Here is a 20,848-nt window from a genome sequence, read left to right on the forward strand (position 1 = left end):
TTCATGTCATTAGATAAACAACGTCAAACTTATTTATTAAATTGGCTAAAGCAGCATGCAAAAGGATATAAATCTGACTTGCGTGCCTCGACTTTAACCGGCTTTTTGTTAACCATTTTTGTGATCTTTCAAGCGGCTTTGTTAGCGACGATCTTACAAAAGTTAATTATTGAGCAACACAGATTTTTTGACATTTTGCCTTATTTTGGTTGTTTGGTTATTGTGTTTCTTGTCCGCGCTGGTTTACTTTATTTACGAGAGAAAATTAATTTTATTTTAGGCAAAAAAGTTAGAAAACAGATTCGTCATCAATTAATCAATCAGCTTGAAAAATTGGGCCCTGCCTATCTAAATCGAAGCACCACCGGTGCATGGAGTACATTAATTATTGAACAAGTTGATAATCTCCAAGATTTTTTTGCCCGCTATTTACCGCAAATGCGTTTAGTGAGTATGGTACCTATTTTAATTTGTATCGCAATTTTCCCTTTTAATTGGGCTGCTGCACTGATTTTACTCGCTACAGCCCCATTAATTCCGATTTTTATGATTTTAGTGGGTATGGGTGCTGCGGATATTAATCGTCGCCACTTTAAAGCATTGAGTTATCTAAGCGGTCATTTTTTAGATCGATTAAAAGGTCTAAATACCATTCGGCTGTTTAATCAAGGCGAAAAACAAGCTCAAGAGATTAAGCGTGCATCCGAAGATTTTCGCGTTAAAACGATGCAAGTTTTAAAAGTCGCTTTTTTGTCTTCTGCCGTTTTAGAGTTTTTCACCTCGATTTCAATCGCCATTGTGGCGGTATATTTTGGATTTTCTTATTTAGGCGAGTTTGATTTTGGTTCTTATAATGGCACAGTCACGCTTTTCGCTGGTTTTTTTGCGTTAATTTTGGCGCCAGAATTTTTTCAGCCTTTACGTGATTTAGGCACTTACTATCATGCGAAAGCCGAAGCTATTGCTGCCGCTGATAATATTGAATCTTTTTTAAATGATGAAAATTCATCAATAAATGCTGAACATCAAGTAAAATCGATTCCCTTTAATGAGCCATTAAAATCTATTGAAGCAGATAACTTAATCGTGTTATCCAATGAGCGACATCCTATTGTTGGCCCTTTATCATTTTCGCTAAAGGCGCCTTTTAAATTAGCATTAATAGGAACCAGTGGCGAGGGGAAAAGTTCGTTAATGCAAGTTTTACTTGGTTTTTTGCCTTATCAAGGTTCATTAAAAATCAATGGGATTGAGTTTAATCAGTTAAATATCACTGATTGGCAAAAACAAGTCAGTTGGATTGGTCAACATCCCTATCTTTTAAATAGTTCTGTACGAGATAATATTTTACTTGGTAATCCGCTTGCCAGTAATGAAGAACTTCAAGCCGTCATTTGTAAAGCACAGCTTATTGACGTTGTAGCTAAACTGCCCGAAGGATTAGATACCCTTATTGGCGAAGATGCTATCCGTTTATCGATTGGACAAGCACAGCGCGTGGCTTTAGCCAGAGCGATGCTAAAGTCTTGCCAATTATTGATTTTAGATGAACCTACAGCAAGCTTAGATCAAGAAACAATTAATCATTTAGAACGACATAATATTGCCCCTAATACGATTACAATTACCCATCAGTCGGACGATATGCAGTACGCAGATCAAGTTTGGCAACTGGCTCATGGTCAATTAAATTGTAACGTTAAGGAGATCACATGCTAGCAATTTTGCGTCCATACATTGCTCTGTATAAACACTATTTTTGGCAAATCTTAATTGGATTATCTTTATCGATTCTCACCCTGTTTGCAAGTGTGTTTTTGCTCTCTTTATCTGGCTGGTTTTTAGCGTCAACCGCTTTTGTGGGGGTAGCTGGTTTGTATTCTTTCAATTATATGCTTCCTGCTGCTGGGGTTCGGGCAGCAGCGATTACCCGAACGGCAGCACGCTATATGGAGCGTTTAGTTGATCATAATACAACCTTCAAAATTCTTGCTTACTTAAGGACATTAGCTTTTCGCAAACTATTACCATTAAGTGCCAATCAATTAGCACAATATCAAAAAGCGGATCTGCTTAATCGATTTATTGTCGATATTGATGCGCTTGATCACCTTTATTTAAAACTTTTTTCACCCATTGTAACTGCATTGATAATGATCGCAATTTTATTTATCGGATTAAGTTACATTAATCTACCTATTGCGCTCATCATTACCATTATTCTCACGCTGACTTTGCTTACTGTACCTGTAATTTTTTATTATGCCGGTAAACAATTAGGCGAGACATTGGCAAAACAGCAAAGCGATTATCGTTCACAACTGATTAGCTATTTACAAGGACAAGCTGAACTCACTTTATTTAATGCCCAAGCAAAGTATCGTGATAAACTTGATGAACTTGAATCACAGTGGCTTAGTAATCAACAACGTCAATCAACGTTAATGGCGCTATCGAGTGCATTAATTTTATTAATCTCAGGTTTTTTAACACTGCTGGTATTATGGCTGATCACTCAATATACACTTTCGCCATTAGTTGCCTTATTTGTCTTTGTTTGTCTTGCCAGTGCAGAAATTTTAATGCCCATTCCTAATGCCTTTATATTTTTAGGGCAAGTCATCGCATCGGCATCCCGTATAACGGCTATTTTTAGTCAAACACCTGAAATTACCTTTGTGAAAGAAGGTAAAACACTTGATTTGACAATGGCTAAATTACAATTTGATAAAGTTAATTTTAGTTATCCAAATCAACCTTTTATCATATTAAAGGATTTTTCGTTAACGGTTGAATCTGGTGAGCATATTGGGTTGATTGGTAAAACCGGCTCTGGTAAATCAACACTGCTCAATCTGATTAATCGCATTTGGGAACCCAATTCGGGGTCAATCTATTTGAATGATACCCCTATTAACCAGTTGGATGAAAAAACACTTCGCCAAGCTATTGCTGTCGTTCCGCAAGTTATTACCATTTTTAGCGATACGTTACGGCAAAATTTGCTGATTAGTAATGAGCAGGCTACCGATCAGCAATTGATAGATGTTTTACATCAAGTTGAGCTGGATAAATTACTCATCACGGAAAAAGGTCTCGATTTACTTATTGGGCAAGGTGGGCGTGCGTTATCGGGTGGTGAAATTCGCCGTATTGGGATTGCTCGAGCATTACTGCATCATTCACCCTTGATTTTAATGGATGAACCGACCGAAAGCTTGGATCAACAAACGGAACAGCAGATCATTAAACTTATCCAACAATCCTGTAAAGGTAAAACTTTACTTATGGTAACACATCGTTTAATTGATAATCCGTTATTTGATCGAGTAATTTCGCTCTAGTCTAGCGAATGTCTTATATTTTGACTGTTTAAAGTGTTAAACAGTCAAACCTCAATAAGCGATAAACCAATTAAGATATTTAAATATTTTGTAAGATGACTTTTGCCGATAGCTTATCTACACTGCAATTTTTAAAAATATGTTATACTAGTGCTTTATTTTGATTGATAGAGAGTTTATTTTGCAACAGTCATTACAGGATTTCATTACAGATAAAATTGATGATTTAAAAGGCAAGGATATTGTTATTCTTGATGTGAAAGGTAAATCAAGTATTACTGATTATATGATCATTTGCACCGGTACATCAAATCGTCACGTGTCTTCAATTGCAGGGCATTTAATTGATGAAGCTAAAAAGCATGGGTATCTTGTTTTAGGTAGTGAAGGACAAAGTGATGCTGACTGGGTTGTTGTCGATATGGATTCTGTGATTGTGCACATCATGCAAGAAGAAAGTCGTCAACTTTACGAACTTGAAAAACTTTGGGGTTAATTAGGTGAAAATACAGCTCATTGCTGTAGGCACTAAAATGCCTAATTGGGTCACAACAGCTTTTGATGATTATCGCTTTCGTTTTCCGAAGGATATGCCTTTAGAATTAATCGAAATACCGGCAGGAAAACGTACTAAAAATGCCGATATCGTTCGTATTTTAGATAAAGAAGGCGAATCGATGCTTAGTGCTTGTGGCAAAGGTAACCGTATTGTCACGCTAGACATTCCCGGTAAACCCTATACTACTTATAATTTAGCCGAGCAATTGGAACGTTGGAAGACTGATGGACGTGATGTCAGTTTATTAATTGGTGGGCCTGAAGGACTTTCACCAGCTTGCAAAGCAGCAGCAGAACAAAGCTGGTCATTATCCCCCCTTACCTTACCTCATCCTCTTGTTCGAGTTATTGTGGCTGAAAGCCTGTATCGAGCCTGGAGTTTAACCACTAATCATCCTTATCATCGTGAATAATGACAGAGTTTATCATGAGTGAAATTATCTTAGATCTGCAAATAGCAACAACGCAAACTGATCGCCTTCCCACTGAACAACAAATCATGCAGTGGTTAAACGTTATTCTGCCTCAATTTATGGATCAAGCAGAAATAACGATTCGTATTGTTGATGAAGCTGAAAGCCAACAATTAAATCATACCTATCGACAAAAAAATAAACCGACCAATGTGTTATCTTTTCCTTTTGAGTCGCCAATTGATATTGAAGTGCCACTTTTAGGTGATCTCATTATTTGTAAACAAGTCGTCGAAAAAGAAGCACAAGAACAACATAAATTATTAATTTCGCATTGGGCTCACATGATAGTGCATGGCTGTTTGCATTTACTCGGTTATGATCATATTGTTGACGAAGAAGCGGAAGAAATGGAAAGTATCGAAATTGATATTATGACACAGTTAGGATTTGATGATCCTTATCAACCCATTGACTAATTAAAACAAATCATTACACTATTCTCATTCAATTTATAATTCACATTAATTAAGCTGAGTATAAGAATAATTTACATCATGCAAAATAACTAAGGAATCAAGCAAATGAGTGATGATAATCACCGGAGCCCTAAAAAAGGGTTTACTTTATGGTTAAGTCAGTTATTCAATTCAGAGCCCAAAGATAAAGAAGAACTGATTGAAGTAATTCGTGAAGCCGAAGAAAACGAACTGATTGATCCTGATACTCTCGACATGATCGAAGGAGTAATGGATATTGCAGAACAGCGTGTTCGCGATATTATGATTCCTCGTTCTCAAATTGTAACAATTAAAGATAATTACACGCTTGATGAGTGTTTGAATATTATTTCTGAACATGGACACTCTCGTTATCCTGTCATAAGTGAAGATAGAGATCACATTGAAGGTATTTTGTTAGCTAAAGATCTTCTTATGTTTATTCGTCAAGGTGTGGATAATTTTGATCTGAAAAAAATTTTACGCCCTACTGTTGTTGTGCCAGAAAGCAAACGTGTTGATCATATGTTGAAAGAGTTTCGAATGGAACGCTATCATATGGCTATAGCTATCGATGAATTTGGTGGTGTTTCGGGCTTAGTCACCATTGAAGATATTTTAGAGTTGATTGTTGGTGATATCGAAGATGAATTTGATGAGATTGAAGATCGTGATATTCGTCGCTTATCCCCTCAAGTCTATACTGTTCGAGCACTGACACCTGTTGAAGACTTCAACGATGTTTTTAAAACCGATTTTAGTGATGAAGAAATGGATACCATTGGGGGGTTAGTCATGCAACATTTTGGACGTTTACCCTTACGAGGCGAAAGTATCACTATTGATGGTTATCAATTTAAAGTGACCATTGCCGATCGTCGACGGATCATTCAGCTTCATGTCACTATTCCTGAAGGGGCAACCGTTCCTAATCTAGAGTTATCTGAAAATGCTTAAACATCTGGCATTAGCTATAATTTTCGGGAGTATCGCTGTTTTTAGCTATGCTCCTTTTCATATTTGGCCTTTAGCATTTATATCCTTTGCAGGACTGTTATGGCTTCTAGCTGATAAGTCTAAAAAGCAAGCGACGCTGATAGGATTTTGCTGGGGAATCGGCTATTTTATAGCCGGTGTGCATTGGATTTATATTAGTATCAAACAGTACGGCGAATTGCCATCATCTGTGGCATTAATTATTTTAGGATTTTTGATCCTTTACCTGTCACTATATCCAATGCTTTTTGCGCTATTACTTAGCTGCTTAAAACGATTTGCACCGCCGTTTTCATTGAAACAGCTAGTCTTTGCTGCTCCTATTTTTTGGCAATTAACTGAATTTTTACGTGGTTATATTTTAACTGGTTTTTCATGGCTTGAGTTAGGTTACAGTCAACTTGACAGCCCATTACGAGCTTATTTTCCCCTTATTGGTATAAATGGTGTGACATTATTAACCACCATTTTATGTGGTTTAATAACGTATTGTTTGTTTATACTTAAACAAAAAGCTTTCACAAAGCACTTTTTTGGTGCATTAATTGCACTTTTTACGATCTCGATTGCACCATTTTTATTCAATCAGATCAATTGGACTAAGGTAGATAATCACCGAGTAGCTAATTTTGCGTTAATACAAGGTAATATAGCACAATCATTAAGGTGGACTCATCAACAACTAAATCAAACTATTGATACCTATACCAAATTAACCAAAGCAAACTTTGGAAAAGATAAAATCATTATCTGGTCAGAAGCCAGTATTACAGATTTTGAAATAAATCAACAATCATTATTGCAGTATCTTGATAATCAAGCCAGAGCAAATGAGACAGAAATCGCCGTTGGTATCATCGATTATCGTTTCAATGGAGGAAGATATGATGATGACGGTAATGTTTATAATACGCTACTGGTATTAGGTGATAAAACACCTTATGAATATCCAACCAATAATCGGTATCAAAAACACCACTTAGTGCCATTTGGTGAATTCACTCCATTGGAAGCCGTACTTAAACCGATTACGAATCTATTGGGTATTCCCATGTCATCGATGCAATCAGGTGACATAAAGCAAGCACCATTAATAATGAAAGGGTTTAAATTTACTACTGTGATTTGTTATGAAGTGATTTTGTCTAATTTAATGTGGCAAAATTTTTCAGCTGATACTGACTTTTTACTGACCGTTTCTAATGATGCTTGGTTTGGTAACAGTATTGGGCCTAAGCAACATCTTCAAATGGCACAAGCCAGAGCATTAGAGTTTGGTCGTCCTTTGATAAGGAGTACCAATAATGGCATCACAGCCATTATCGATCATCATGGTAAAATCATCCAACAATTACCCCAATTTGAAACATCAGTGTTATCTCAAACCTTATCCCCTACAATCGGTTTAACACCTTATGCAAGATGGGGAAACAGACCTTATTTAATTATCATGCTTCTTATGACACTTCCTTTTTTTATAAAAAAAAGGAAGTGATGTTGAGACTGGCATAATTATTGCTTAAATCTAACTAATTCTGATTAAAATTACTTCGTTCAGTTGTGACAAAATTTTGGTCACAATTGTTCGCATCTAGCTCCAATGATATATAAATAAACAGTAAAAAGTACTTTTATAGTAAAAAATAAGTTATAATATACGCCCTTTGTAAAAATATTAAATATATTTAATATGATACAAATTAAACAGTAGGAGATGAGTATGAACATAAAAACAAAATTAACCAAATTAGTGTTATCATTTGCAATGTTAGGTCTAATAAGTGGTTCAGCAGTTGCTGAAGAACTGACTGGCACATTAGCCAAAATTAAAGATAGTGGTGTGATTGTTGTTGGTCATCGTGAATCTTCTATTCCATTTTCCTACTATGGTAAAAACCAAGAAGTGATTGGCTATTCACAAGATTACTCTAACTTGATTGTTGACGCCGTCAAAAAAGAGTTAAATATGCCTGATCTTAAAGTAAAATATTTACCGGTTACCTCTAAGACACGTATACAATTACTGAATAACTACACATATGATTTTGAATGTGGTTCAACAACCAATAATCTTGAGCGTCAAAAAACGGTTGGTTTTTCAAATAGCATCTTTATTGTTGGTACACGTTTTTTAGTTAAAGCGGATAGCAATATCAATAGTATTGAAGACCTTAAAGGTAAGAACGTTGTAACTACGGCAGGAACAACGTCAGAAATTCGTTTAAATCAAATCAACAATAAGGAAAAATTAAATATTCGTATTATTACACCAAAAGATCATGGTGATGCATTTAATGCGCTTGAAACCGGTCGAGCAGCAGCATTTTTAATGGATGATGCATTATTAGCAGGAGAGCGTTCTCGTGCCATTAATCCAAGTGAATGGAAAATTATTGGCGAACCGCTTTCTTATGAATCTTATGGTTGTATGTTAAGAAAAGGTGATGTCCAATTTAAGCAATTAATGGATAAAGCAATTGCTGATGCTCAAACATCCGGAAAAGCATTAGAATCATATAACAAATGGTTCACTCAACCTGTGCCACCAAAAGGGGCCAATATGGAACTTGAAATTTCACCAAAAATGGTTGAGTTATTTGCAAATCCTAATGATAAAGCATTAGATTAACACTTTTCTTCTCTTTCTAATCCCATGTACTAAATGTGAAAACATTTAGTACATAATCTAATTTATGTGAATTAAATATATTATGAGTTTTAATCGAATACTAGCTTTGGAACCTTTTACAGCCTTTTGGAAACATCTTTGTGATTCCATAATGAGCTTTAATTGGATGCTATTTTTTGAACCGACACCTTATGGAGACGGTATTTACTTAAACTGGCTACTCGATGGCGTTTTTGTGACAGTTTCGTTAGCAATCACCGCATGGATCATTGCATTTATACTAGGATCATTGGTTGGTATTTGCCGAACATTAGACAACAAGCTGTTAAACAAGTTTGCTGCTTGCTATGTCCAGCTATTCCGTAATATTCCTTTATTGGTACAAATGTTTTTATGGTATATGTTATTTCCTGAATTATTAAGCGGAAGTTTCAAAACATGGTTTATGTCTGAACTGTCCCCAAATATCAGTGCGTTTATTACCGCTGCAATTGCGTTGGGATTATTTACTTCTGCTCGTATCGCTGAGCAGGTAAGAACAGGTATTCAAACATTGCCAAAAGGTCAACGATATGCGGCAATTGCTCTTGGTTTAACAAACAGACAAGCGTATTGTTATATTTTATTACCGAATGCTTATCGGCGCATCATTCCGCCATTAACTTCCGAGATGACCAATATTATTAAAAATTCATCCGTTGCTTCTACAATTGGGTTGATCGACTTAATTGGACAAATCGAACGTATCAATGATGCAACAAACTGTATTATTGAAGTGTTATGTGGCGTTACGCTTGCTTTCGTGTTGATAAACTATGCGGTTCTTTTCATTATGCGAAATGTTGAAAAACACATGCGCTTACCAAATATGAGTCAAGGAGGATAATATGCAGTTAATTAATTGGATTGCCGATATCCCTTCATTGGTCATTGAAAATTATCCATTATTATTAAGTGGATTATGGTTAACAACCAAAATTACTTTTATTGCCGTTGTTTTTGGTATAGTTTGGGGAACGGTACTGGCGTTAATGCGTCTATCAAATATTAAAATATTGAATGTTTTTGCCAAGTGCTATGTCAATTTATTCCGTTCCATTCCACTTTTATTAGTGCTGTTATGGTTCTATTTGGCACTACCACAGGTTATTAAACATTTGTTTAATCTTCCTCCTTATGCAGATGTGCGTATTGCTTCGGCTATGATTGCTTTTGCGCTTTTTGAAGCCGCTTATTATTCTGAAATTATTCGAGCAGGAATTAGCGCTGTTGCTAAAGGTCAATATCATGCTGCTTATGCTTTAGGAATGACAAAAAGCCAATCCATGCGTTTGATTATTTTACCTCAAGCATTCAGATCAATGATTCCATTACTGTTAACTCAAGGAATTATTTTATTCCAGGATACGTCTTTGGTTTATGTAATGAGCTTAATTGATCTGTTTGGTGCAAGTGTCACTCAAATTGGTAGTGTGCAAGGCGGCACAGTCAAATATTCTATGATTATTTTTGCAGCAGCAATTTATTTTATAATTTGTTTTACTGCTTCATGTTTAGTTAATTATTTCAAAAAAGGGATAAGTCGATGATCTCCTTAGAAAATGTATCAAAATGGTATGGACAATTTCAGGTATTAAAAAACTGTACTACACGAGTTGGTAAAGGTGAAGTTGTCGTGGTTTGTGGTCCTTCTGGATCAGGTAAGTCAACGCTGATTAAAACGGTTAATGGTTTAGAGCCCGTACAAAAGGGTAAAATTATTATTGATGGCACTGAAGTGACCAGCAAATCAACTAATCTAGCAAAATTACGCTCTAAAGTCGGGATGGTGTTTCAGCATTTTGAACTGTTCCCACATTTAACGATTTTAAAGAATTTGACGTTAGCTCAAATCAAAGTGTTAAAACGATCTGAAAAAGAAGCGCGTGAAAAAGCATTATCATTGTTAGATCGTGTTGGTTTACTTGCACATGCCAACAAATATCCTGCGCAACTTTCTGGCGGTCAACAACAGCGTGTTGCCATTGCACGTGCACTCTGTATGGATCCAATTGTCATGTTGTTTGACGAACCGACTTCAGCACTTGATCCTGAAATGGTTAATGAAGTGTTAGATGTCATGGTCGAACTAGCTTATGAAGGCATGACCATGATGGTGGTGACCCATGAAATGGGCTTTGCTCGAAAAGTGGCACATCGTGTTATCTTTATGGATGCAGGCGAGATTATTGAAGATACATCTAAAGAGCAATTCTTTAGTAACCCAGAATCAGATCGTGCTAAAGACTTTTTAGCGAAGATTATTCATTAATATATAAAAAAGCACCAGCTATTATTAGTTGGTGCTTGCTTAATCTACTTTTTAATTCTTTTACTTTTGCGAATAATTTGTTATTTGTTTAACTAATCCACTTTCCCGATGTATTTGACTTTTAACTACCCGCTCTAAAATTTTTGTATCAGCGTAAATGGATACTGACTCTTTAGCCCTAGTGATTGCAGTATAAAGTAAAGAGCGATTTAATAACGGTGAGAATTCAGTAGGTAGTATTATATTTACATGATCAAATTCAGAACCTTGTGATTTGTGTATTGTCATTGCATAGGCTGTTTCATGTTCAGGTAGTCGATAAGGTGAAAAGCCTTTAATTATGCCATCCGAAAAAGGAAAATAGACTCGCAATTTAGAACTATCATGTTTTGCATTTAGTGTAATTCCTATATCACCATTGTATAAACCTAACGATGTGCTGTTACGTAAAATCATAACTGGTCGACCGATATACCATTGTTCACGTTGCTTTAAATTAATCAATTTATGTTTAGCTAATAGCAGTTCAATTTGTTTATTTAATCCTTCTACGCCAAATTTTCCTTCACGTACAGCACATAATAAACGGCATTGAGCAAATTTAGCCAAAACAGCAGCTATATCATTATTTGAGTGATGCCTAATGGCATTTAAGTAATCTTTATAATGTTCAACACAGTCTTCTAAAAGCGCTTGGTAGGTTTGACGTGATGAAAGTTCATAATAACTAACATCTTGCAAAGTATTATCAGCAAGTAGCTTTTTAACATTATGATACTGCTCTTCTTTTACTGCATTTGCTAACAATCCAATACCGGATGACTCGTTAAATCGATAACTTTTTTTCAGTAAACAGATGCTATCAGCAATTGTTGTTACTGGTTGGTTCGTAATTGGGATGGTATAGCCGGTTAACTTGCTTAGCTCATCGGCTCTTGATTGGCTGTACCCATTTGAAATAAAGTGACATAAGTCTCCAAAGACCGCTCCGGCCTCAACTGATGAAAGTTGGTCTTTGTCACCTAATAAAATTAGTCGAGCAGAAGCAGGTAGGGCTTCAATAATTCTCGCCATCATATTGAGATCAACCATTGAGGCTTCATCAATTACAAGAACGTCGATATGTAATTGGTTATTCTTGTTATAACTAAACGAGCGATTATCAGTTTTTGCGCCCAATAGTCGATGAAGTGTTACTGCTTCGGTTTTAATATTTAATGATTCAAAAGATAGCTGTTCAATTGCTCGCCCTAATGATTCTGTTAATCGAGATGCTGCTTTGCCGGTTGGCGCAGCTGCTACGATTCGTGTTGCCGGGTTGTTTAATACTATTCCAGCTAGAATTTTAGCTACGGTAGTTGTTTTACCTGTACCCGGCCCACCAGAGATGATGGCAACTTTTCGTGTTAATGCAACAGCAACAGCAATCTTTTGCCAGTCAATACTTGCGTTATTGTGAGAAAATAGTTGGTCGAGTATTTTTTTTAAATTGATGTTTGGCGTAATATCCAATTGAGTTTGATTGAAATAGCGCGCAACAAAACGTTCATCTAACCACATGCGTTGAAAATAGAGTTTGTTTTCAATAAAAACTAAAGGTGCTAGTTGATCGCCAAAACTGACAACATGTTTATTAGACGCTAACTTAAGTACATTAACCCAATCGTTATTCGTCGGTGAATTAAGTTCTGACCAGATTTGTGGCTCAATATTTTCTAATCGAGTAAGATCAAGGCACACGTGCCCTGCTCTTACTTCCATACTTAAGGATAAAACTAAAAAAGCAAAACGTTTAGCAATGACTTCATCTTCACAATCAATTTTATTAACCAAAAATTGAGCCAAATGAAGATCTAATAAACTGATCTGACTATTTTGCTTAAATTGTTCTAACCATGTAATTAACATACTTTATACTTTGTTTTATTCGGTTTATAAACCATATATATCTCGTTCTTTACCATCTGGATAAGTGATTTTAAAACTTAGATTAAGGTTTTTACTTTCACTTGGGTTTAAGGTGAATTGCCACGTTAATAATCCGGTTTGTTTGTCATATTTTGCGCCATCATATTTGGTATCATTAAGTGTTACCGCTTTATTTAAGATAACAGGTAGTTGATCCTTCACAATAATATTTATTGGCAACGCTTTGGTATTTTTGACCTCAATAGTATAAGCATATTTTTCTGAAACATCATCACCAAATAATGTAGGCGTCGAGGTCTCTTTTATATTACGATTTCTGGAAACTAAGATATTTTTATCACGCCCTAATGAAAAATCCAATGAGCCTTTAGTATTTTTGGTTGAAATCATCGTTTCCCCCATAAAATTACCACTGAAAAAGATATTGGCTTTTCCTGATAATAAATTCAGCTTATCCCAATCATTTATTTGCGCTAGTAAGTATGCGTTATTATTAAATTTAGGCATTGAAACATATTGGTAATTTGCTTTAACATCTTTGGTTTGTAATGTGATTATGTTATTTTTACTATCGTTTTTGATTGTATAAGGTAATTTAATATCAAATTGGGTATTGATACCTAATGTATTAACATTGCCAATTTGACTAGGATTAACCAATTTCGATTTGGCGTCACGTTCATAGTACTCTTGTTTTTCAGAGCTGGAAAAAAATAAACCGCTTTTTTCATTATAAACGTCAATATACCATGGATTAAAAACTGGTGAAGTAATATCTTTGCTCGGATTAGATGTCGATAAACTAAAATCAACATTTTGCCAATCTAAACCAGTGTTTTGGTGGATTTCTGCTTTATATGTTAATTGGAGTGGCGAATTGATATCCGCTACTCGCACATCATAAGCTGGTTCCCAACCTGCTTTAGTTGTGATATATGAAAGCGTGATAGGTAGCGTTATATCTTTGTCAGAAGCGACTTTGACTATAACGGCATTGTGTAGTTTTCCATTGTTAGTTTGCTTTTCATCTAGTTGTTTTTGATATTCGCTTATCTGCTCGTCTAACTGAACGACTTCTTTTTGTAATCGATTTTGTTCATTTAACGCTGTGGTCATATTAGTTTTCACAAAATCTAATACATTTTTCATTGCTGTTAAGTCATCAGGTCCTTTTTTAGCTAAAGTATCTAAACGGTTACCTTGTAAAAGCAAAATTTGTTCCTTAACAGCTTTGAGTTGGATGTCTACTGTATCGCGCTTTTCTTGTAATTGTTTCTGTTTTTCAATAATTGATTGAATATCTTCGGCGTTACGAATATTAGCCAGATATTTATCATTAAATGATGTAGATAATACTCGGACATCACTATTATTACCAAAACCTACATTGATTGTATTTGGTTTAACCTCATTAGCAATACCTGTTAATACTATTTCACTTTCACCTTTGGTTAATGAAACAGTTGACTGACCTTGTAATTCAGCACCTTTTAGAAACAACGTTACTTTATTGAGTATCACGTCATTAGCGGCTAATACGTTGCTTGATATTAACGCACTTAATAATAATAATTTTTTCATTGTTTTTCCTTTGTTTATAATAAATTTAGATTTTTCATTTAATTGAACTATTCCCGAGGACATGACTATTTTGTCTTAATTAATAAAAAAATCTAATATTTTTTGATATTATTTTTTTGTTTAATACATTGAACATTTCATAAAATTAATATAAATTATGTTACAGATATAAAACAAAAAAAAGAGAGGTGTTGCTATGAGTAATTTTAGCTATCTAAAACAGGCAATTAAGCGAAAAAATTTATCCCTACAAACCGTTGCCGATGCTTGTAAAATGACCAAAGGTTATCTAAGTCAACTTATCAATGATAAGGTTAAAAATCCTAGCGCACAAAAATTACAATCCCTTCATCACTATTTACAAATAGAGGAATCGACGATAAATAAAAAAGTCGGCGTCATATTTGGTAAATTCTACCCTTTACATACTGGTCATATTCATTTAATTCAACGAGCCATTAGTCAAGTCGATGAACTTTATGTTGTGCTCTGTTCAGATACTATCCGTGATATGGCACTGTTTGAACAAAGTGCAATGTCTCGCCAACCAACAATTAATGATCGTATTCGTTGGTTACTGCAAACGTTTAAATATCAAAAAAATATCCATATTGAATTATTAAAAGAAGATGGAATTCCTGCGTATCCAAACGGTTGGCTTGAGTGGAGTGATCGTGTCAAAAAACTATTTAGAGAAAAAGGCATAAAACCCAATTGTGTCTACTCGAGTGAACCTCAAGATGTCGCTATGTATAAAGATTTATTCGATTTAGAAACAGTACTTATCGATCCAGAACGGAAATTTATGCAAGTCAGTGGAACTCAAATCCGTCAAGCACCGCTGCAAAATTGGCAATATATTCCGACTGAAGTAAGACCATTTTTTGTTAGAACCGTTGCTATTTTAGGCGGAGAATCCAGTGGAAAATCAACACTGGTTAATAAACTCGCCAATGTATTCAATACGACTAGTGCATGGGAATATGGTCGCGATTATGTATTTTCACAGCTTGGGGGTGATGAACGTGCTTTACAGTATGCTGATTACGATAAAATCGCATTAGGTCACGCACAATATATTGATTTCGCAATAAAGCATGCCAATAAGGTCTCTTTTATTGACACTGATTTTGTCACCACTCAAGCTTTTTGTAAAAAATATGAAGGTAAAGAACACCCTTTTTTACAGGCGATGATCAACAACTATCGTTTTGATTTGGTGATATTGTTAGGTAATAACACGCCATGGGTTGCTGACGGACTACGTTCGCTAGGCAGTCCAAAACAACGTAAAGATTTTCAACAATTACTTATCTCAATTCTTGAAAAAAATAATATCAAATATATTCCAATTGATTCGCCTGATTACGAAGAACGCTATTTACGTTGTATTGAATTGGTTAATCAACTTATTAATGATAAAGAGTATTAAATATGAATAAATTAAGTCATCTTGCTATATTTATTGGGCGTAATAAATTTTACCCTCTATTTTGTGTACTTTGTGTTACGTTAGCCTTTTTATATACTGATCCTTTTACCCATTTGAATTTACGTTATTTTGTCTCTTATGTTGGTGCTTTTTGTGGGCTACTATGTGTTATTTTATTGGCTAAACGCAAAAATATGGGAAATGTTATCGGTATGCTGGCAGTGGTTGCTGAATGTTATGCCAACTACTTGGGTAACAATATTGGTGCAGGCTTGCCAACTTTCTACTATTTTGGATCGCATATTGTTGGGTTAATCACTTGGGAAAAAAATCAAGACTCACATAAAAATGTTAAAGTGCGTTCGTTGAGTGAAAATGCTTTTCTATATACCCTGATTTTTTTAATCGCAGCAGTATTTTTCAACGTCTACTTAACCAACGCAATTGGTGTTGAAAATACCGTTTATCAATTAATTACAAACTGTTTTATCTTCGGATTAGGCGTTGTAGCTCAACTACTATTAATGATGCGTTATTCATTCAATTGGTATTTATGGGTGATATTAAATGTGTTAGTGATTGGGTTAAATATATATACAAATAATATCGTAATCGCAACGCAATACTTAATCTACCTGTTCAATGCCATTTACGGTATTTGTGAATGGAAACAATCTGAATCTAAACAAACGACCTAACATATTGTTTATCATTAGCAGATTGCTATTAAATGGATAATTTAATAATCAAAAAATAGAAAATAATAAACTTATTTTCTATTTTTTTGACTAGCAATGAGATAAACCTAAATTGATATTTTAATTTTTGAAGTTAACCTATCGAAATATTGGCATTAACATAAATAAACAGCCATTATTCAATTTCACCTTTTACCAAAGGTACAAATTTTACTTCGCCCATATTTTTCGTTATATAACTATCGCCACTACGCTCAATTAATTGTAAAACTTGATGGTTTACCCCTACGGGTATCACTAATCGACCTTTATCTGCTAATTGTTTAACAAGATTAATTGGTACTTCAGAAGCGGCTGCGGTAACAATAATCCCATCAAAGGGACCACGCTCTGGCCACCCTAACCAACCATTACTATGTCGAGTAGCAATATTGTGAATGTCGAGTTGTTTTAAACGACGTTTAGTATTCCATTGTAAACTTTTGATTCTCTCGATCGAACAAACGTGATCAACTAACTTTGCCAAAATCGCCGTTTGATAACCTGAACCCGTCCCTATTTCAAGAACTTTTGAATCGGGTTCAAGCTTTAACAATTCAGTCATTCGGGCAACGATATAAGGTTGTGATATAGTCTGTCCACTACCAATGGGCAAAGAACGATCATCATAAGCTTGATGAGAAAGGGCTTCATCAATAAAATGCTCTCGAGGTGTTGAGGCTATCGCGGCTAATACACGTTCATCTTTAATTCCTTGCTGACGCAATAATTGAATTAGAGACTGCATTTTTAAACTTTGCATGTTAGTTACTCATTTCCTGTAATCAATTCTCGTATTACACTTGTTGCATAACAACCTGATGTTAAATAGAAGTTAATTTCAATGCTATCATCATTTATCCATTGCCAATTAAGGTGCTGTGGGTGCAATAATATTGAACGCCTTGCGGTTTCAACCCGCTCTTTCTTAAATAATTCAGTAAATTGTGACCAGTTGGCTAAACATTTTTGCTCAAATTCGAGTGAACAAGATTGAGTACCAAGTTGAGAATCCCCAATCATAGGTGCAGTAATATTAATTTCACCATTTAATAGGCGTGACTGTAGTAATGACAGGTCATTCGATTGCGCAACAAACCAACTTCCTCGTTGGGCTAATTGCAAAATATCACCTTCTAAAACGGTTTGATGCAGACCTTGTTCGATACGTTTACTGACAACATCATTAAAAATCGCACTTCGTGCTGCCGAAAGATAAAAACTTCTTTTTTTACGATCTTTAACGGTAATTTCACCATTAGCCCATTTTAATGCTTGAATTATATTATTATCATCTCGACCAAAGCGCTGTTCGCCAAAATAATTGGGTACGCCATGTTGCTTAATGGAAGCTAATTTTGATTCAAGTTCAATAGTATCACTTAAGTTAGTGAGTTTTATATTAAAATAATTACCTTTTAACGCACCTATTTTTAATTTTTTATTATGCCTTGTAACCTTTAGAATTTGACAGCCTGCCAAATCAAAATCAGTAAAATCAGGTGATTCCTTTCCTGGCATATGTAAACTGAACCATTGCCGAGTCACTGCATGTCGATCTTTAAGCCCTGCATAGCTCACCAATTTTGGCGAAATACCGACATATTTAGCTAACTGTTCAGCAACAAAAATAGTATTACAATCTTTTTTTTCAAGATAAACTAAAACATGTTCACCTTCGCCGGTTAATTCAAAACCAAGATCTTCTGTTACCACAAAGTCTTCATATTGTTGCTTGTATTGTCCCGTTGTTTTCGGCTTTCCATATAAAAAATTAAGTTCTGCTAACACGTGTAATGCCTATTAAGTAAATGAATCAATTTAACGTTTTTGAGAGAGTAATACTACCGCTTCACATGCAATACCTTCTTTGCGCCCAGTAAAGCCTAGTTGTTCAGTCGTGGTGGCTTTAACACTGATTTGATCAAAATGAACATTGAGATCTTCAGCTATATTAACTCGCATCTGATCAACATGAGGACGCATTTTGGGTTCTTGTGCAATAATAGTGGTATCTAAATTGACCAACTTGTAACCTTTTGCTTGAACAATGCCATAGACCTCTTTGAGTAATATTCGACTATCAATACCTTTATATTTAGAATCAGTATCAGGAAAAAGTTTTCCAATATCGCCTAGTGCTAATGCGCCAATTAGCGCATCAGTAATCGCATGTAACACAACATCACCATCAGAGTGTGCAACCAAACCATATTGATAGGGTATTTTTACACCAGCTAAGGTGATGGGCCCTTCCCCTCCAAATTTATGAACATCAAATCCGTGCCCTATTCGCATAAATCACCTTTTTGCATTTGGTTAGTTAAATAAAATGAGGCCAGCGCTAAATCTTCTGGATGTGTAATTTTTATATTATCCCGACGGCACTCAACTAATAGAGGATGTCCACCAGCATATTCAATCGCTGAGGCTTCATCAGTAATTGGCACATGATTATTTAAAGCAAGTTGTAAACAAGACTTCAACTCACCAACCTTAAATAGTTGAGGCGTTGCAGCCCCCCACAAATACGTACGATCTTCTGAAGATTCGATAACGTTGTCATTGGTCTGGTAAGCTCGTTTGACAGTATCACTGATACGCGTTGCTAAAATAGCACCTTGTTGTTTTTCAAACACGGTGTTTATCAAACGATTTATATCATTATGATCAACACAAGGTCTGGCTGCATCATGCACTAAAGCCCATTGTTCATCATTTAAAACCTGTAGCCCAGCTAAGACTGAATCAGCACGAGTTGAACCACCTTTGACAACATGAATTCGAGGATGAGTTGCAATAGGTAGAGTTGCAAAAAGATGATCTTTAGCATGGATAGCAACAATAATCTTGCCTATTCGTGGATGAGATAGTAACTTTTGTAATGTATGTTCTAAAATGGTCATTGAACCAATTTTAAGATACTGTTTAGGCGTTTGGCTATTCATTCGGCTACCAATCCCAGCTGCCGGAACGATTGCAATAATATTACTCGTGTTGTTCACATAATGCCTTATTATTGATGAGAATTTGAGTCGATAATGATTCGGTAAAAATATTCATTAGGCTTAACCATGCCTAAATGGCTACGTGCTCGCTCTTCTATCGCTTCTGAACCACGTTGCAAATCATTAATCTCGGCAAACATCTGTTCATTACGGACTTTAAGTTTATTGTTTTGTTCATGCAAGCTTGCAAGCATTTGCACATTTTCTTGATAATCATAGACATTATTTTTTCCAAACCATAAAGAGTATTGCAGATAACCAAGTAACACCAGCAATATTAATACTATTTTCCATTGCCTCATACGTTTAATTTTACCTTTAATCTAGATACATTTTACTGGTTTAGGTAATCCAGCCAATTTCGTTGCTTGTTTTGCTGGTCCTTCTGGGAATAATTTATATAAGTAACGGCTATTGCTTTTTTCTGGTCCAAATTTTTTTTCTAATGCTTTGACTAATGCTCGAATCGCAGGTGACGTTTTATATTCCAAATAGAAATCACGAACAAACAAGATAACATCCCAGTGCGCCTGAGTTAATTCGATCGATTCTTGTAACGCCAGTTCTGGCACAAGTTCAACAGACCAATCCTGCCAATTTTTTAAATAACCGTTATCATCTGTTTTTATCTGTTCTAACATTTTTTTAGTACGCTGTTTTATTTTCTGGATATTATACTCAATTATATGCAATCCAACACTAATTTTGATGTTTAAAGTCACAGTATGGAGCCAATAATGCTTAAAATTGACGAAAATTAAAGCAAACAAGCTTTTTTTCAAAAATAGCTATTTACAAATAAGTCCGACTCCTTTAATATTCACAGCCATTGCGGAAGTGTGGCTGAGCGGTTGAAAGCACCGGTCTTGAAAACCGGCGAGGGGCGACCCTCCCAGAGTTCGAATCTCTGCGCTTCCGCCATTTTTCAATTCAATGTATTGAAAAAGGTGAAGTTTTTAGTAACGTCGAGTATTTCCCCATTTTTCTATCCATGCTAAAATCGTTAATAATTATTAAATAGTCATAATAATTTTAGAATCTGTATATAGTAAATTTTTTAACAACATCGAATTTACCTCAATTCTTTTTAATTGGACGTTAGACCTATACCATTTCTTCATATAAACTTATAACATCAATGACTTCTATTCCATAAAATTATGTTATATTAATAATAACAAATTCATTCTTACCCAAAATCACCTTAGGATAAAACTTAGGAAAAATTCCCCAGTTTAAATGCAATAACCAGTACGCAATTATTGGTCAAAAATATTAATTTGGCATATAAACTACCTTTGCAAAATTGCACTTAAATTAGTCGAGGTTATATTACTTAAAACGTCCATTAAAATGAGGGCACATAATTGGTAGGTACTATTAATATTTAAGTGATTTTTATTAATCCCA

Annotated in this window: 21 protein-coding genes and 1 tRNA gene; 14 read left to right on the forward strand and 8 right to left on the reverse strand. The window is 35.1% G+C overall.

The window, feature by feature from the left end; translation table 11 throughout:
• The first annotated feature begins 3 nt into the window (after positions 1–3).
• From cydD to ACGH6P_RS05305, 11 genes are all read left to right on the forward strand, one after another.
• Positions 4–1,719 carry a heme ABC transporter permease/ATP-binding protein CydD gene (gene cydD / locus ACGH6P_RS05255; protein WP_267359184.1) on the forward strand — a complete coding sequence of 572 codons (1,716 nt, stop codon included), beginning with the start codon at positions 4–6 and terminating at the stop codon, positions 1,717–1,719.
• Positions 1,713–3,344, forward strand: a complete 1,632-nt coding sequence (cydC, locus tag ACGH6P_RS05260) for a heme ABC transporter ATP-binding protein/permease CydC (protein ID WP_411596903.1) — start codon at positions 1,713–1,715, stop codon at positions 3,342–3,344. Before cydD ends, cydC begins: the two co-directional genes overlap by 7 nt.
• A 178-nt stretch (positions 3,345–3,522) precedes the next feature.
• Positions 3,523–3,840, forward strand: coding sequence for a ribosome silencing factor (rsfS, locus tag ACGH6P_RS05265; RefSeq protein ID WP_411596969.1), 318 nt, complete (start codon positions 3,523–3,525; stop codon positions 3,838–3,840).
• A 4-nt stretch (positions 3,841–3,844) separates the two neighbouring features.
• Positions 3,845–4,315: a 23S rRNA (pseudouridine(1915)-N(3))-methyltransferase RlmH gene (gene rlmH, locus ACGH6P_RS05270; RefSeq protein WP_411596904.1), complete on the forward strand. Its 471-nt coding sequence runs from the start codon at positions 3,845–3,847 to the stop codon at positions 4,313–4,315.
• Between the two features lie 14 nt (positions 4,316–4,329).
• Positions 4,330–4,794: an rRNA maturation RNase YbeY gene (ybeY, locus tag ACGH6P_RS05275; protein WP_411596905.1), complete on the forward strand. Its 465-nt coding sequence runs from the start codon at positions 4,330–4,332 to the stop codon at positions 4,792–4,794.
• A 105-nt stretch (positions 4,795–4,899) separates the two neighbouring features.
• Complete coding sequence (gene corC / locus ACGH6P_RS05280) at positions 4,900–5,772, forward strand: CNNM family magnesium/cobalt transport protein CorC (RefSeq protein WP_267351574.1); 873 nt, start codon at positions 4,900–4,902, stop codon at positions 5,770–5,772.
• Entirely contained in the window at positions 5,765–7,306 is a 1,542-nt protein-coding gene (gene lnt, locus ACGH6P_RS05285; RefSeq protein ID WP_411596906.1) for an apolipoprotein N-acyltransferase, read from the forward strand. Before corC ends, lnt begins: the two co-directional genes overlap by 8 nt.
• 225 nt (positions 7,307–7,531) lie before the next feature.
• Positions 7,532–8,440, forward strand: coding sequence for a glutamate/aspartate ABC transporter substrate-binding protein (locus ACGH6P_RS05290; RefSeq protein ID WP_267351577.1), 909 nt, complete (start codon positions 7,532–7,534; stop codon positions 8,438–8,440).
• A 151-nt stretch (positions 8,441–8,591) separates the two neighbouring features.
• The gene (locus ACGH6P_RS05295; protein ID WP_065559143.1) at positions 8,592–9,326 is read left to right on the forward strand and encodes an amino acid ABC transporter permease; all 735 of its coding nucleotides are present in this window, start codon (positions 8,592–8,594) and stop codon (positions 9,324–9,326) included.
• Position 9,327: 1 nt separating this feature from the next.
• On the forward strand, positions 9,328–10,029 hold the full coding sequence (locus tag ACGH6P_RS05300) for an ABC transporter permease subunit (protein WP_267351580.1): 702 nt from the start codon (positions 9,328–9,330) through the stop codon (positions 10,027–10,029).
• Complete coding sequence (locus ACGH6P_RS05305) at positions 10,026–10,751, forward strand: amino acid ABC transporter ATP-binding protein (protein ID WP_065559141.1); 726 nt, start codon at positions 10,026–10,028, stop codon at positions 10,749–10,751. Before ACGH6P_RS05300 ends, ACGH6P_RS05305 begins: the two co-directional genes overlap by 4 nt.
• 60 nt (positions 10,752–10,811) lie before the next feature.
• On the opposite strand, the gene recD is transcribed toward ACGH6P_RS05305, so the two are convergent.
• Together recD and ACGH6P_RS05315 are read right to left on the reverse strand one after the other, a co-directional pair.
• Positions 10,812–12,659 (reverse strand): exodeoxyribonuclease V subunit alpha, encoded by a 1,848-nt coding sequence (gene recD, locus ACGH6P_RS05310; protein WP_267351581.1) that lies wholly within the window; start codon positions 12,657–12,659, stop codon positions 10,812–10,814.
• Positions 12,660–12,683: 24 nt separating this feature from the next.
• Entirely contained in the window at positions 12,684–14,261 is a 1,578-nt protein-coding gene (locus ACGH6P_RS05315; RefSeq protein WP_411596907.1) for a mucoidy inhibitor MuiA family protein, read from the reverse strand.
• 196 nt (positions 14,262–14,457) lie between these two features.
• Here ACGH6P_RS05315 and nadR point away from each other — a divergent pair, with 196 nt between their 5' ends.
• On the forward strand, positions 14,458–15,693 hold the full coding sequence (gene nadR / locus ACGH6P_RS05320; RefSeq protein WP_267378015.1) for a multifunctional transcriptional regulator/nicotinamide-nucleotide adenylyltransferase/ribosylnicotinamide kinase NadR: 1,236 nt from the start codon (positions 14,458–14,460) through the stop codon (positions 15,691–15,693).
• Between the two features lie 2 nt (positions 15,694–15,695).
• A complete protein-coding gene (pnuC, locus tag ACGH6P_RS05325) occupies positions 15,696–16,391 on the forward strand; it encodes a nicotinamide riboside transporter PnuC (protein WP_267351585.1) in 696 nt (231 codons plus the stop codon).
• A gap of 175 nt (positions 16,392–16,566) precedes the next feature.
• On the opposite strand, the gene ACGH6P_RS05330 is transcribed toward pnuC, so the two are convergent.
• The 6 genes from ACGH6P_RS05330 to ACGH6P_RS05355 are packed head-to-tail and all read right to left on the reverse strand — an operon-like array spanning position 16,567 to position 20,079.
• Positions 16,567–17,193, reverse strand: a complete 627-nt coding sequence (locus ACGH6P_RS05330; protein ID WP_267351587.1) for a protein-L-isoaspartate(D-aspartate) O-methyltransferase — start codon at positions 17,191–17,193, stop codon at positions 16,567–16,569.
• Positions 17,194–17,198: 5 nt separating this feature from the next.
• The gene (gene truD / locus ACGH6P_RS05335; protein ID WP_411596908.1) at positions 17,199–18,221 is read right to left on the reverse strand and encodes a tRNA pseudouridine(13) synthase TruD; all 1,023 of its coding nucleotides are present in this window, start codon (positions 18,219–18,221) and stop codon (positions 17,199–17,201) included.
• A 30-nt stretch (positions 18,222–18,251) separates the two neighbouring features.
• Complete coding sequence (gene ispF / locus ACGH6P_RS05340; protein ID WP_411596909.1) at positions 18,252–18,728, reverse strand: 2-C-methyl-D-erythritol 2,4-cyclodiphosphate synthase; 477 nt, start codon at positions 18,726–18,728, stop codon at positions 18,252–18,254.
• Entirely contained in the window at positions 18,719–19,435 is a 717-nt protein-coding gene (gene ispD / locus ACGH6P_RS05345) for a 2-C-methyl-D-erythritol 4-phosphate cytidylyltransferase (RefSeq protein ID WP_411596910.1), read from the reverse strand. Before ispD ends, ispF begins: the two co-directional genes overlap by 10 nt.
• Before the next feature lie 11 nt (positions 19,436–19,446).
• Positions 19,447–19,740, reverse strand: coding sequence for a cell division protein FtsB (ftsB, locus tag ACGH6P_RS05350; protein ID WP_267351592.1), 294 nt, complete (start codon positions 19,738–19,740; stop codon positions 19,447–19,449).
• Between the two features lie 21 nt (positions 19,741–19,761).
• Positions 19,762–20,079 carry a TusE/DsrC/DsvC family sulfur relay protein gene (locus tag ACGH6P_RS05355; RefSeq protein WP_065559132.1) on the reverse strand — a complete coding sequence of 106 codons (318 nt, stop codon included), beginning with the start codon at positions 20,077–20,079 and terminating at the stop codon, positions 19,762–19,764.
• Positions 20,080–20,271: 192 nt separating this feature from the next.
• On the opposite strand from ACGH6P_RS05355, the gene ACGH6P_RS05360 reads away from it, so the two are divergent.
• Positions 20,272–20,359, forward strand: a tRNA-Ser gene (locus ACGH6P_RS05360).
• Positions 20,360–20,848 lie beyond the last annotated feature (489 nt).

The sequence above is a fragment of the Gilliamella sp. CG25 genome (genome assembly GCF_046635705.1).
Lineage (GTDB): Bacteria > Pseudomonadota > Gammaproteobacteria > Enterobacterales > Orbaceae > Gilliamella > Gilliamella apicola_I.